General features: G+C 38.6%; 9 protein-coding genes. 5 read left to right on the top strand and 4 right to left on the bottom strand.

What is annotated here, in order from left to right:
• The first annotated feature begins 1 nt into the window (after nucleotide 1).
• From kdpA to kdpE, 5 genes are read left to right on the top strand one after another with little or no spacing between them, the layout of a single operon-like run.
• Nucleotides 2-1,705 (top strand): potassium-transporting ATPase subunit KdpA, encoded by a 1,704-nt coding sequence (gene kdpA, locus ABN236_RS13450; protein WP_088495532.1) that lies wholly within the window; start codon nucleotides 2-4, stop codon nucleotides 1,703-1,705.
• Nucleotides 1,706-1,716: 11 nt separating this feature from the next.
• The gene (gene kdpB / locus ABN236_RS13445) at nucleotides 1,717-3,774 is read left to right on the top strand and encodes a potassium-transporting ATPase subunit KdpB (RefSeq protein ID WP_088495531.1); all 2,058 of its coding nucleotides are present in this window, start codon (nucleotides 1,717-1,719) and stop codon (nucleotides 3,772-3,774) included.
• Between the two features lie 10 nt (nucleotides 3,775-3,784).
• Complete coding sequence (gene kdpC / locus ABN236_RS13440; protein WP_349474205.1) at nucleotides 3,785-4,381, top strand: potassium-transporting ATPase subunit KdpC; 597 nt, start codon at nucleotides 3,785-3,787, stop codon at nucleotides 4,379-4,381.
• A gap of 1 nt (nucleotide 4,382) precedes the next feature.
• On the top strand, nucleotides 4,383-7,103 hold the full coding sequence (kdpD, locus tag ABN236_RS13435; protein ID WP_349474204.1) for a two-component system sensor histidine kinase KdpD: 2,721 nt from the start codon (nucleotides 4,383-4,385) through the stop codon (nucleotides 7,101-7,103).
• Nucleotides 7,100-7,783, top strand: a complete 684-nt coding sequence (gene kdpE, locus ABN236_RS13430; RefSeq protein ID WP_088495528.1) for a two-component system response regulator KdpE — start codon at nucleotides 7,100-7,102, stop codon at nucleotides 7,781-7,783. The genes kdpD and kdpE overlap by 4 nt, the downstream gene beginning before the upstream one ends.
• A 43-nt stretch (nucleotides 7,784-7,826) precedes the next feature.
• On the opposite strand, the gene ABN236_RS13425 is transcribed toward kdpE, so the two are convergent.
• The 4 genes from ABN236_RS13425 to rbbA all read right to left on the bottom strand — a co-directional run bounded on the left by ABN236_RS13425 (nucleotide 7,827) and on the right by rbbA (nucleotide 15,105).
• A complete protein-coding gene (locus ABN236_RS13425) occupies nucleotides 7,827-10,574 on the bottom strand; it encodes a phage tail protein (RefSeq protein WP_349474203.1) in 2,748 nt (915 codons plus the stop codon).
• On the bottom strand, nucleotides 10,561-10,950 hold the full coding sequence (locus tag ABN236_RS13420; RefSeq protein WP_088495526.1) for a hypothetical protein: 390 nt from the start codon (nucleotides 10,948-10,950) through the stop codon (nucleotides 10,561-10,563). The genes ABN236_RS13425 and ABN236_RS13420 overlap by 14 nt, the downstream gene beginning before the upstream one ends.
• A 270-nt stretch (nucleotides 10,951-11,220) precedes the next feature.
• Entirely contained in the window at nucleotides 11,221-12,348 is a 1,128-nt protein-coding gene (locus ABN236_RS13415) for an ABC transporter permease (RefSeq protein ID WP_109402322.1), read from the bottom strand.
• The gene (rbbA, locus tag ABN236_RS13410; protein ID WP_349474242.1) at nucleotides 12,349-15,105 is read right to left on the bottom strand and encodes a ribosome-associated ATPase/putative transporter RbbA; all 2,757 of its coding nucleotides are present in this window, start codon (nucleotides 15,103-15,105) and stop codon (nucleotides 12,349-12,351) included.
• Nucleotides 15,106-15,107 lie beyond the last annotated feature (2 nt).

Here is a 15,107-nt window from a genome sequence, read left to right as displayed (position 1 = left end):
AATGGCAACAACGATGTGGATATATCTTGCTGTTTTTCTGATCACTTTATTGGTGATGGGGAAAATGCTTGGACATTATTTAGCTCGCCTTATTGAAGGCGACTTACCTCATTGGGTAACTCAAACCGAACATGTTATTTGGCGTTGTTGTGGTTTTAAACCCGCAGGAAAAACAATCCAGCCGATGAGCTGGTATCACTATATGTTTGCCCTACTTATTTTTAATTTAATGGGCGCAATTCTATTATTTGTCATATTGCTTAACCAAGGCTATTTACCTTTAAATCCTCAATTTGCCCCTAATATGAATTGGGATTTAGCATTGAATACCACAATTAGCTTTATCACAAATACTAATTGGCAAGCTTACAGTGGTGAAACGGCTGTCAGTTATTTAAGCCAAATGACGGGGCTTGCAGTACAAAACTTTTTATCTGCAACAACCGGTATTGCTGTTGCTTTCGTTTTAATTAGAGCATTAACACAATCTTCTTGTACTTCATTAGGGAATGCTTGGATCGATATTGGACGTATTACGTTATATGTTTTATTGCCTTTAGCCGTTATTTGGTCGCTGTTATTTGTCAGCCAAGGCGTTATACAAAACTTTCATCCTGCGGTATTAAGCCAAGGTCTTGATGGACACCAACAATGGTTACCAATGGGTCCAGTCGCATCTCAAGAAGCAATTAAACTATTGGGTACAAATGGTGGTGGCTATTTTGCGGCAAACTCTGCCCATCCTTACGAAAACCCAACGTCATTAAGTAACTTCTTGCAGATACTTGCCATATTTCTTATTCCTACCGCCTTGTGTTTTGCTTTTGGTCGTTTAAGTGGAATACAACGCCAAGGCTATACCTTGCTTTGGGCTATGACGTTAATTTTTATTGTTGCTGTTGCTGTGATCACTTGGGCCGAATGGCAAGGAAATCCAGAGTTTATCTTTGCGGGTACAGATAGCTCGCTGAATATGGAAGGCAAGGAAACACGCTTTGGCATAATTGGTAGCGCGATTTTTGTTGCTGTCACAACAGCGGCATCTTGTGGTGCAGTCAATGCCATGCATGATTCATTAACGGCTTTAGGTGGCATGGTACCAATGTGGTTAATGCAAACCGGAGAAGTGGTCTTTGGCGGTGTGGGATCAGGATTTTATGGCATGATCCTCTATGTATTATTAGCTGTATTTATCGCTGGATTAATGGTTGGACGAGCACCTGAATACCTTGGTAAAAAGATTGGTGTTGCTGAAATGAAATGGGTGGCAGTTGCTATTTTAATCTCTCCTGCTGTTGTTTTATTAGGTACAACCCTCGCTTTATTTACTGATGTTGGTCGCGAAGCCATTTTAAATCCAGGCCCTCATGGCTTTAGTGAAGTGTTATATGCCTTTACTTCTGCTGCGAATAATAACGGTAGTGCCTTTGCTGGGCTTAACGCCAGCTCACCTTTTTACAACCTATTATTAGGTCTTGCCATGTTGATTGGTCGCTTTGGTGTCATGTTACCTGTTTTGGCTATCGCAGGTAGTTTAGCCGTAAAAAAACGTCAGCCAGAAAGCTTAGCAACACTCTCTACCACTTCACCGCTATTTATTTTGTTATTGATCCTCACTGTATTAATGATCGGCGCTCTGACCTTTGTTCCGGCATTAGCACTTGGCCCTATTGCAGAACACTTACAGCTGTTTTGGGCTAAATAAGGAAACGTATCATGAAAACAACGCAACTTTTTGATAGAAAAACCGTGATGTCGGCTTTCTTTGATGCAATAAAAAAATGCACACCTCAAGCACAATGGCGTAACCCCGTTATGTTTATTGTTTATGTTGGAGCCCTTTTAACTACCGGAATTTGGATTGCTTCGCTGTTAGGTTATCTCCCTAATGATAATCACTTTACATCACAAGTGATGATTTGGTTATGGGTGACATTGCTATTTGCCAACTTCGCTGAATCATTAGCAGAAAGTCGGAGCAAAGCGCAAGCAGCGAGCTTACGTGGTGCAAAACAACAATCCAAAGCGATACGTTTGCATCACGCAGATATTAATGCCTCGAAAGAAACCGTGGACTCTTTCTCACTGCATAAAGGTGATATCGTTTTAGTCAATGCTGGTGAAGTTATTCCTTGTGATGGTGAAGTGATTGAAGGTGGCGCTTCTGTTGATGAGAGCGCGATTACAGGGGAATCAGCACCAGTGATCCGTGAATCAGGTGGTGACTTTTCTTCTGTAACCGGAGGAACTCGAGTATTGTCAGATTGGCTGATCATTCGTTGCACTGCTGAAGCCGGAAATTCATTTCTCGATCGCATGATTGGAATGGTAGAAGGTGCTAAACGTAGAAAAACGCCAAATGAGGTGGCTTTAACTATCTTGCTAACCGCTCTCACACTGATTTTCTTATTGGCATGTATCACTCTTTACCCTTTCAGTGTTTTTGCTGTCGAATTTCAAGGGCATGGCGCTGTTATTTCAGTAGTAACCTTGATTGCTTTATTAGTGTGTCTTATTCCTACCACGATCGGTGGCTTACTTTCATCAATTGGTGTGGCCGGTATGAGCCGAATGCTTGATGCCAATGTAATTGCAACCAGTGGGCGCGCTGTGGAAGCCGCTGGTGATGTTGATGTCTTACTTCTTGATAAAACAGGCACCATTACACTGGGTAATCGCCAAGCATCTCGTTTTATTCCTCTTTCAGGTATTAGCGAAAAACAGCTTGCGGATGCAGCACAGCTAAGTTCGCTTGCAGATGAAACGCCTGAAGGCAGAAGCATTGTGATCCTCGCTAAACAGCGTTTTAATTTGCGCGAACGCGATTTAGCGTCAATTGGCGCTTCTTTTATTCCCTTCTCTGCAATGACAAGAATGAGTGGCGTTAATTTAGGTGAACGCTTGATCCGCAAAGGTTCTGTTGATGCTATTCGTCGCCATATTGAAGTCAGTCACGGTCATTTTCCTGATGAAGTCACCACAATAGTCGAGCAAGTAGCAAGAACCGGTGGAACACCGCTGGTGGTGGTTGAAAATCAGAAAATCTTAGGTGTTGTTGAGCTTAAAGATATTGTGAAAGGCGGAATTAAAGAGCGTTTTGCTCAACTTCGCCAAATGGGTATAAAAACGGTCATGATCACTGGCGATAATCATCTTACGGCGGCGGCTATTGCAGCAGAATCAGGGGTTGATGATTTTCTGGCTGAAGCAACACCTGAGGCAAAATTAGCATTAATTCGTCAGTATCAATCAGAAGGTCGATTAGTCGCAATGACCGGTGATGGCACTAATGATGCTCCTGCATTGGCACAAGCAGATGTCGCTGTTGCGATGAACTCAGGTACTCAAGCCGCCAAAGAAGCAGGAAATATGGTTGATTTAGATTCTAATCCAACAAAATTAATCGAAGTGGTGCATATTGGTAAACAAATGCTAATGACACGAGGAGCCTTAACCACATTTAGTATTTCTAACGATATTGCCAAATACTTTGCCATTATTCCTGCGGCTTTTGCAGTCACTTATCCTCAGCTCAATATGCTTAATGTCATGAATTTACATTCACCCGCATCTGCAATGCTATCTGCCGTTATTTTCAATGCCTTAATTATTGTCTTTTTGATCCCTCTTGCCCTTAAAGGTGTTCATTACCGCCCTGTTTCTGCGCACTCATTATTGCGTCGTAACCTCTCTTTATACGGGATCAGCGGGTTATTAGTCCCTTTTATTGGCATTAAAATCATCGATATGATCTTAGCGTTTATTGGGTTTTAAGGAGTTCTATATGCATCTATTTCGTTCATCTTTGGTGATGTTATTATTACTCACACTAATAACTGGGTTAGCCTATCCTTTACTTGTTACCGGATTAGCCAACCTTATTTTTCCGTGGCAAGCAAACGGCTCACTCGTTTATCAAGATAATAAACTTATTGGCTCTGAATTGATTGGGCAGCAATTTACACGGGATGATTATTTTAAAAGTCGCCCATCAATGACGTCAGAAATGCCCTATAACAGCATGGCATCAGGTGCTAGCCAACTAGCAACATCAAATCCATTACTTCTTAATGAGATAACTAAACGCATCCAAACATGGAAAAAAACAACGCATAATCAACATGCTGTTCCTGTTGATTTAGTCACAGCATCAGGAAGTGGGCTTGATCCTCATATTTCATTACAAGCAGCCTATTATCAAATTGAAAATATTGCATATTCTCGCCAACTCACTAAAAATGAAATTGAGCAATTAATAAAAGACAATACAACATCACCACTAATGTCGTTTATGGGTGAACCCGTTGTGAATGTGTTTATGCTAAATCAGTCACTAGATAAATTAAGTGCAGAAAAACAGCAGAAAGTGAGTACTCAATAAAATGGAACTCGAAAAGCAGTGGCAACGTCCCTCACCCGATGATTTACTCGCTTCAACGCGAACAACAACTCGTGGGCGGCTAAAAATATTTTTTGGCGCTTGTGCTGGTGTAGGAAAAACTTACGCCATGCTACAAGAAGCCCAACGCCTCCACCAGCAAGGTATTGATGTGCTTGCTGGTGTTGTTGAAACTCATCAACGACAAGAAACAGCTGCGTTACTTCATGGATTACCTTTATTACCACCACAACGTATTCATCATCATGGTAGAAAGCTTGTAGCCTTTGATTTAGATGCCGCATTAGCCAGACATCCAGCGGTGATTTTAATGGATGAACTGGCATTTAGTAATCCACATAAATGCCGACATCCTAAACGCTGGCAAGATGTGGAAGAACTGTTAGATGCGGGTATTGATGTACTTGCCACAATAAACGTACAACACATTGAAAGTCTTAATGATATTGTGGGAAGCATTACAGGAATTCGTGTTCAAGAGACGATCCCTGACTATATTTTTGATAGTGCTGATGAAGTTGTTATGGTGGATTTACCGCCAGATGATCTGCAACAACGTTTACATGAAGGCAAAGTCTATTTAGCCGGACAAGCAGAACGTGCCATCGAACATTTTTTCCGTAAAGGTAATTTAATCGCACTACGAGAATTAGCTTTACGTCGTATGGCAGATAGAGTTGATACACAAGTTAAAGAGTTTCGAGATAGCCAAGGAGCATCCCCTGTTTGGCACACCACAGATAGTTTGATGGTATGTCTCGGTGCTCATGGCGGTAACGACAAATTAGTTCGCACGGCAGCCCGTTATGCTGCCGCTTTTGGTTGCCAATGGCATGCTATTTATGTTGAAACCCCTAAACTTCATCAAATTGGTGAGCATAAACGCCGGGCAATTTTGCACTCTTTAAAACTGGCACAACATCTAGGTGCAAGAACCGCGATCCTTTCTGATAACCAAGCTGAAAAAGCCGTGATCCGTTACGCCAGAGAACATAATCTTGGAAAAGTAATTATTGGCCAACGTGCTTATCAAAAATGGCAATGGTTAAAACGCTGGATACGGATGCGGTTTGCAGAAAAACTAGCACGCTATGCACCCGACCTCCATGTTATCAGTGTTGCTCTTAATGACGAGGAGATCCGTTATAAAACCAAAACAGCACCACTACAAAATGAGAAATGGCGACAAGAGATAAAAGGTTATCTTACAGCGATAGGAATATGTTTAGCGATCACCTTATTCTCTCGCACATTTCTATTAGCACTTGATAAAGCCAATTTAGTGACACTCTATTTATTGGGTGTTGTATTAATCGCACTCTTTTTTGGCCGTCGCCCTTCTATTTTTGCAGCATTAATCAACGTTATTAGTTTTGACTTATTCTTTGTACAGCCTCACTTTTCGCTTGCTGTACTCGATATGCAATATTTGATCACTTTTACAGTCATGCTTATTGTAGGATTGGTGGTCGGTAATTTAACTGCGGGTATGCGTTATCAAACACGTGTTGCTCGTTATAGAGAACAACGCACTCGTCATTTATTTGAAATGACAAGAGAGCTGGGGCGAGCCGTAACGTTACAAGACGTTGTTCGTACTAGTTACCATTTTTTATCTAGTGCATTTGATGCCAAAGTTTGCTTATTGCTCCCCAACAAACAAGGTGAATTAACGCCTTTTCATGCTGAAGGTATGGGGAATTTACCTATTGATAATGCCATTGCACGCTGGTGTTGTGATAAAGACCAAATTGCAGGTGCTGGTACAGATACGTTACCCAGTGTTCCCTACCAATTACATCCGATCACGGCTTCTCAACAAGTTTTAGCCATTTTAGCCATTGAGCCGAATAATCTTCGCCAATTGCTTATTCCGGAACAACAGCAGCTATTGCAAACGTTTAATGGTTTAATTGCTAATGCACTCGAACGATTGCAACAAGCTGAAATTGCAGAACAATCTCGAATTAATATCGAACGAGAACAATTAAGAAATGCATTATTAGCGGCACTTTCTCATGATTTAAAAACACCGCTTACAGTGCTTTTTGGGCAATCAGAGATTTTGCTTCTCGATTTAAGTGCTGAAGGTTCATCGCATACAGAACAAGTTAATCAAATTCGACAGCAAATCCTTACAACCTCGCGTTTAGTCAATAATTTACTTGATATGGCACGTATTCAATCTGGTGGCATTCAAGTGAATTTACAATGGAATTCACTGCAAGAAATTACAGGAAGCGCTATTCGTTCTCTCTCTTATTTACTTGATAAACATCCATTAGAAATTGATATTCCTGCTGATTTATTGCTGTATTGTGATGGCAATTTAATTGAACGAGTTATCACAAACTTACTTGAAAACGCAGTGAAATATACGACATCAAACACAAAAATAGGCGTAAGAGCCTATATTGAAACGTCTAAAATTCATGTTGAAGTGTGGGATGAAGGCAATGGCATTCCGACTGACCAACTGCAACTTATTTTTAATAAATTTTCACGCGCAGTAAAAGAATCCGCAATTCCTGGTGTTGGGTTAGGTTTAGCAATATGTAGCGCGATTATTCGCTTACATGAAGGTGAAATCTGGGCCGAAAACCATAATTTATCTGAAAACCATAAAAAAGCTGGAGCAAGTTTCCACTTTGTTTTACCTTTAAAATCACTCCCTGATATTGATGAGATTGAAATAAAACAGTGACTCCATATAACATTTTAATTATTGAAGATGAAAAAGAGATCTTACGCTTTGTTCGACTTGCTTTAGAGAACGAAGGATTTCGTGTTTATGAAGCCAGTGAATGCCAACGAGGATTAATTGAAGCCGCATCAAGAAAACCTGATTTAGTTATTCTTGATCTTGGCTTGCCTGATAAAGATGGGCTCTGTTTTATTCAAGACTTTCGCCAATGGAGTAGTACCCCCGTTATCGTACTTTCAGCTCGGGATTCGGAACAAGACAAAGTAAAAGCGCTTGATGCAGGAGCGGACGACTATCTAACTAAACCCTTTGGTATTAGTGAGTTATTAGCCAGAGTCAGAGCGTCACTACGCCGTTTTGTTAAACAGGAAAGCGAGAATACACAATTTACTTTTGGTGATATTACGATTGATTGGGTTAATCGTATTGTCACTCGTCAAAGTGAACCCGTTCATTTAACGCCGACTGAATTTCGTTTACTAAGTGAATTGGTTAATAACAGTGGAAAAGTGCTTACTCAACGGCATTTAATGCAACATGTTTGGGGTCCTAATTTCGTTGAACATAGCCACTATTTGCGCATTTATATGGGTCATTTACGCCAAAAACTAGAAACCGATCCCGCATGTCCTGTGCATTTAATTACAGAAACAGGGATCGGCTATCGATTTATGCCGTAACTGAGGGTAATAGGAAAATAAGCAAGGTTAATTTATTCATTAATCAGCTTTCTTGTTTATACAATATATACATACCTAATCCCCGTAAGATCTCACCTGACCAGAAACCATAAAACATCCCATTATCACTTCCTTTTCTTACCGCAGGAGACCAACTCCCATTCATTGGGCTTGTCGGAGACACCACGTGATAGTGTTCAATAAGTTCAGTAACAGACTTTTCAATGATCCAATCTAGTTTGTTATTTTTGCATCCAGACAAAGAAGCAAAACAGAGGCCACACAGCCATAATCCTGTCATATGACCGACAAAATTTCGATTTTCTGACGGTGGCGAATCAGCAGGAAATTCACAAGGAAACCCGCCGACTTTTTCAAAGAAATGAATAAGATAATCAACCCAATTATTTGTAAATTGAATAAGATTTTCAGGAATGCTTTTCTGACATAAAACTAATTCATACCACGCTCTGGCAGCAGAAGCGAATGCACGAGGTTGATAGCCTGCCCATGCATCACTACCCCAATGATTAAAAATAAAAGTATCTGCCTCACCATACTCAATGTTATCCCATCGGTTCCACACATATGCCATCGCGACGGGTCCTTTTATCTTAAATTTATCTTCATAAGCTTTCTGAGCATCAAACAGAAACTGACACATATTTTCTAAATGTATCTGCGCATTTTCTTCATAAATATAAATAAATGGATGTTGATAACCGGGATAAGGTAATCCACGCCATGAATCAAATTGAGATGAATCTTTGGTAGAATTATTGGAGAAAGGAATAACGCCGGGTGTATATGCGAGCTTATTGAGGTCATTATAGCTAATGTCACAATCACCAATCAGCCCTTCAAAACTATCATTACCGGATAGAGTGATTGAAAACTTATGTGTCCAACTATCAAGATCATTAAAATGAGTTGGTATATCGTTAAAGCAATACCAAGTGATTTCTGAACTATCGTCTTCTTCAAGTTCATAAATAGCAAGAGTGACACTAGAGACTGCTTCTAAATCCGGATGTGTGGGTTTAATTTCATTGCCTGAATAATAAGGCTGATAATCCATTAATATAAGTGCTTCAGGCGTTAATTGAAGAGTAGACCACTGGCCTTCTGTCATCGGTAATATCCAATACCAACGCCAGAAATCAGCATCGTAAATAATGATTTTCCATTTATCTCTATCCAATTTATACGTAAATGATGTTGGTATCGCCTTTCCTTCATTTGTTAACCAGAAACCCACCATTATTTTACTGTTCTCTTTGAGTCGCACATGTTGTACAACGGCTGAACGACCATCAATAATATTATCTTCGAACTCAAATGAAGTTTTGATATCTTCATCGAGTTTAATATATCCCACATCATTAACTGTAAGATATTCAATATCTTCATTTTTTTGAATAAATGAACTTACATTGAATTCATACTTTATAACGTCATTATTAATAGCGGTATGAGGAAGGTGTAAAAACCAATTTTTCACAACATTACTATTTCTTTGTGAAATAGTATCCATATTAATTCTGACTTTTAATGGTACTTTATTTTTATCGATTCCCCCTACATTAATAGTTATTTTAGAGTTCTGATCAATTTTCTTTGAAATACTTTGTTGTTCTAAAGTCACTACTGCATTTCCATCTGTCTCTATTCGAATAAAACCTTGTTTGTTTCTATCAAGAGAGATATGACGGCTCTTGGGGTAGTGATACTCATAGGAAATCCCATCAGTGAATGGACTTAATTCAGTGGTCGATTGCCTGAAAAACTTATCGTTAGAATCAATATTCGCATATCGCATACACATTAATGCACTGTTTCGCCAAGCTAACCAATAACGGCGTTCGTTCGTTATTTTCCATAATGTATAACTTGCCTCTAAAAACCATTCTTCAGCATCAGCAGCATTACCATAATTTCGTTTATCGATAATAGGAATATTGAGTGGTCGATTATGCCATGCCATATTTCGTGTTATCAGAAAGCCGCCTTGTTCAACAGGTTGAATATTGGCATGACACAATTTCCATAATCCATTAATTGGCGATGCCATTTTTACATAGCCTTTAGGTTCAATAGCTTTTTCTTCTAAAATATGACCTTGGTTATCAATTTTTCGTCCATATAAATCAATCAACCATGCTAATTCAACAGACTCACCCTTTTGGCTCCAATTAATACTTCCATCATTATTCAGTTCGACAACTCGGGCATTTATATTGGGATAAGATAATACGCCACGATAAGCTTGTGTCACGATATCAAGATATTCTCCCCAATAAGGAGCGCCGTGTGGTATTTGACATATTCCATTAACAAACATGATTTCAGTATCAATAAATCCTGAATTAGTGGGTTCATCAAAGTTAATTGGCCAATTAGATAAAGTAGGCTCTTTGCCATTAATAATCCATTGGCTTAACCATCTATCATGGGGTGGATCGGGTATTTCTTGCTCTTGATAGAAATATTTTATATAGGCATCAAAACACCAGATTGCCCTATCTAGCCAATACTTATCTTTTGTTGCTTTATATACATAGAGATAACCCAATATTTGTAAAGATTGACCTTCAGTTGTTGCATCTCCATTAGGTTGTGACTCTAAACGTGTATATCCGATTGTATGTCTATTATTTGATAAAACACCATCAGGATTAAAAACAAAATGCTGTTTACTTCTATCTATTGTTAAACCGGTATTATTATCTAGAAAACGTTGATGCCCAAATAACAAATTATAGACAGACATTAAATTGTCATTCTGATACATGCATACCTCCACCAATAAATCGCCCTAACCACGTTCCGTTGAGGGCAATAAATTGAATCATATCAATAGCATCTTTATTCCATGATAAGAGAGGTTTACGACCTAAAGGCCATAATACTTCATCAATAAAAACGACTTGATTTGCACCTGAACCTTGCGTCATATGAAGTAAAATCTGAGAGCCAGATATAGCAGTAGGAAGTTGAATAAACGTTATCGGTTCATTAAGCGTTGTGGTATACCAAGCATTTATAGAATAAGGTAAATATAATTTATCTCTAATTGGTTTAATATCCATTATATCTATACCAATTTGTTCTTCTTTATTAACTTTTCTTTCTCTTATTACCGTTTTTAATATTCTTATTATTTTCATAAAATTAGCCTTATTTAAAATACATTTAAAGTAATCAATAAAAATATATTAATCTCATTACTCTAATGATGGATAAGGTTGTTTATTAATGGATTTTACTTAATATCTTATCTTAAATGTATTATTTACCTTAGTGAATGTTATTTATTGAAAGTTCATTATTAAGTAAAAACACCAAATTGAAATAATTAGATTAATAAAAAACCCATTTCCTTCTATATTTAATAATAGAAGAAAATAGGTTAATTTATCGATTAATATTTAAATTTATTAGGCCATCGCCGAAATGGTTTTTCTAAAACGTAATAATGCTAATGAGAAAAATACTGAACCAATAACAATTAAGATAATAAATTGTGGCCACACAATAGAGAAGTCAGCACCACGATATAAAATAGCCTGAGCTAAGCTAACAAAGTGTGTGGTTGGCATTGTTTGCATTACATCCTGTACAAACTGAGGCATACTTTCTCGTGATGTCATCCCTCCTGATAACATGTTTAATGGCAACAATACCATAATCATTAATAAACCAAATTGAGGCATTGAACGTGCCATTGTTCCTAAAAAAATGCCTATTGAGGTTGTCGCAAATAAACTTAAAGCAACACCACACATAAACAATAAAACAGAGCCTTCAATAGGAACATGAAGTAGCGATTTTACGACTAATACCAGTGACATCGCAGATGCCAATAATACAACCAATCCCATTGACCATATCTTAGAAAGCATAATTTCAAAAGGCGTTACTGGCATAACCAGTAAGTGCTCAATGGTACCGTGTTCTCGCTCTCTTATTAATGCAGCCCCCGTTAATACTATCGATAACATCGTGATATTATTGATAATTGCCATAACAGAGCCAAACCAAGATTGTGTTAGATTTGGGTTAAAACTCATTCTAACTTCCAAATCAACAGGTAGTGGATCGTTGGTTCTATTTTTCGCTAAAAAGGTTTTTGCTTCACCCATGACAATGTTTTGAATATAGCTATTACCTAAGAAAGCTTGGCTCATTCTCGTTGCATCAATATTAACTTGTATTTCAGGTTTACGACCGGCTAAAAGATCACGCTGAAAATTAGGCGGAATATCGAGCGCAAAGGTATAAGCCCCTCTATCTAACAAACCATCAATTTGCTCAGGAGTAATATCAGCTGGAGGTAAGAAATAAGGCATATAAAAGCTATTTACAATACGTGCAGATAACTGTGATTTATCTTGATCAGCAACGGCAATTGGAGCGTGATGTAATGAGCCGGGAGTAACAGTCGCTGATGAATAAATTGATACAGTGAAAGCAAACACAATTAATGCCAGCATCGCTTTATCACGAGAGAGACTGCGTAGCTCTTTTACGCCTAAATTAAACACATTTTGGATTGTGCGCCACATTTAAGCCTCCTGCTTTTTCAAGAAAAAGACACTCAACCCAATAACAATTGGGATAGTGATAAGCAAAGGAATAAAAGACCAAGGTAAATCAAAAAGGTTTAATCCTTTAGAGAATGTCCCTCTTGAGATAGTTAAAAAGTGAGATGTAGGATAAATATGCCCTATCCATTTGCCGATACCTTCCAGTGACGAAACAGGATCAATCATTCCTGAAAATTGCGTTGCTGGAATTAATGTAATAATTGAAGTACCAAAAATAGCAGCAATCTGGCTTTTCATAAAACAGGAAATAAGTAATCCCATTCCTGTGGCAATAGTGATATAGAGTAATGCCCCTAAAGAAAGCGTTAACATACTCCCTTTAAAACTCACCCCAAATACAAAGACCGAAAGCGCACAGAGCATAAAAAAGTTAAACATACCCAATAAGATATAAGGAAATTGTTTACCTAATAAAAACTCTGCTTTGGTAATAGGGGTAACATAAAGATTAATAATAGAACCAAGCTCTTTTTCACGAACGACGCTTAACGCACTTAACATTGCAGGGATCATCATTAATAAAAGTGGGATAACTGCGGGTACAATTGCGGGTAAACTTTTTACATCAGGATTATAGCGATAGCGAGTTTCTATATTAATAGGTGCCAACTTATCAACTACATTAGTGGGTTGACGCATAGCCATATCAAGCATCCATGTTGAATGCATTGCCTGAATATAACCACGAACAGTTTCAGCCCGATTAGGCATTGCACCATCAATCCAAACACCTATTTTTACTGTATGACCTTTAGCAACATCGCGTGCAAAGTTAGGTGGAATTTCAATCGCAACAGTAATATCACCACTACGCAATCGCTTTTCCAGTTGGTCATAGTCTGTGATTGGTGCTTTTTCAATAAAATAACGAGAGCCTGAAAGATTTTGGCTATATGCCTGACTTAGCCCTGTTTTATCTCTATCCATAATACCAAAGCGCAAGTTTTCAACGTCCAAACTAATACCGTAACCCATAATAAACATTAGGATCACCGTACCTAATAACGCTAAAGTAAGACGCACCGGATCTCGGCGTAACTCCATACCTTCACGAATACTGTAACTAAATAGACGTCGTAAACTAAATCGCTGTTTTAATGCTTTTTCAGCACTTTCATGACTAGATGCAGGAAGTTGTAGGCTTTTTTCATCAAGTTCAGGTGCTTCTTGCTCACCTGATGCTTTTTTAAGGTAATCAATAAAGACTTCCTCAAGGGTATCAAATTGGCTATTTTTAACTAAATTCGCAGGTGTATCTGTCACTAATACTTTACCTGCATGCATCAATGACATTCGGTCACAACGCGCCGCTTCATTCATAAAGTGAGTTGAGATAAAAATAGTGACACCGTCACGTCTAGATAAATCAACCATCAAGTTCCAAAACATATCTCGCGCAATGGGGTCAACCCCTGAAGTGGGTTCATCAAGGATCAACATTTCAGGTTTATGGATAACAGCGACGGCAAGCGACAAACGCTGACGAATACCTAATGGCAAACCATCGGGCATTATTTCTTCGACGTCAGTTAAATTAAAACGCTCACTCATTTCCTTAACACGCTGAGGTATTTCCTCTTCTGGAATATGAAAAAGCTTGGCATGTAACTCAAGGTTTTGGCGTACAGTTAATTCACTATAAAGTGAAAATGCTTGTGACATATAACCAACACGACGGCGAGTTTCGATATCTTTAGGATCAACTTCTTGACCAAATAACCATGCTCGCCCTTCACTTGCTTCAAGTAAACCAGTTAGCATTTTCATGGTGGTTGATTTACCACAACCATTCGATCCTAAGAAACCAAAAATTTCTCCTTTAGGAATACGAAAGCTGACATGGTCTACGGCAACAAATTGACCAAAACGCATGGTTAAATCTTGTGCTTCAATGGCGATAGTATCATCGTCACTTTTATCTCTTGGCGGGATAATAACTTTTTGGTGATCTTTCTTTTTCTCTTCTGGTAGTAATTCGATAAAAGCAGCTTCTAGTTCATCAGTATGAGTTTGGGCTTTTAATTCATCAGCGTGACCTGTTGCTAATATTTTTCCTGCATCCATAGCAACCAGCCAATCAAAACGTTCAGCTTCTTCCATATAAGCGGTCGCAACTAATACACTCATATTTTTTTGACGCTTACGTATACGATTAATTAATTCCCAAAATTGTGCTCGTGATAAAGGGTCAACCCCAGTAGTAGGTTCATCAAGGATCAGTAATTCTGGATCATGAATAAGCGCACAACATAAACCTAGTTTTTGTTTCATTCCCCCAGAAAGTTTACCCGCAGGTCTATCGCGGAACGGCGCTAAACCGGTACTTTCAAGTAAGTCATTGATACGTTCAGCCCGCTCTTGTTTTGATTGACCAAATAAACGGCCAAAGAAATCAACGTTTTCAAAAACAGAAAGTGTGTGATAAAGGTTTTTACCTAATCCTTGAGGCATATAAGCAATGCGAGGACAAACGGCTCTTCGGTGTTCAACATCATTCATATCACCGTTTAAAACAATGACTTGTCCTGTTTGAATTTCTCTCGCACCAGAAATAAGAGAGATCAAACTCGATTTCCCTACACCATCAGGGCCAATTAATCCGACCATTTTTCCAGCAGGAATAGCCAATGTCACATCATCAAGCGCTTTGGTATCGCCATAATGTTGGGATACATGAGTCAATTCAATGATATGAGAATGACTTTGCGTTCTCATTG

This window comes from Proteus sp. fly-1013 (assembly GCF_040140245.1).
Taxonomy (GTDB): domain Bacteria; phylum Pseudomonadota; class Gammaproteobacteria; order Enterobacterales; family Enterobacteriaceae; genus Proteus; species Proteus mirabilis_B.
Note: the sequence above shows the minus strand (reverse complement) of the source record. Positions and strands in the feature narration are given on the sequence as shown.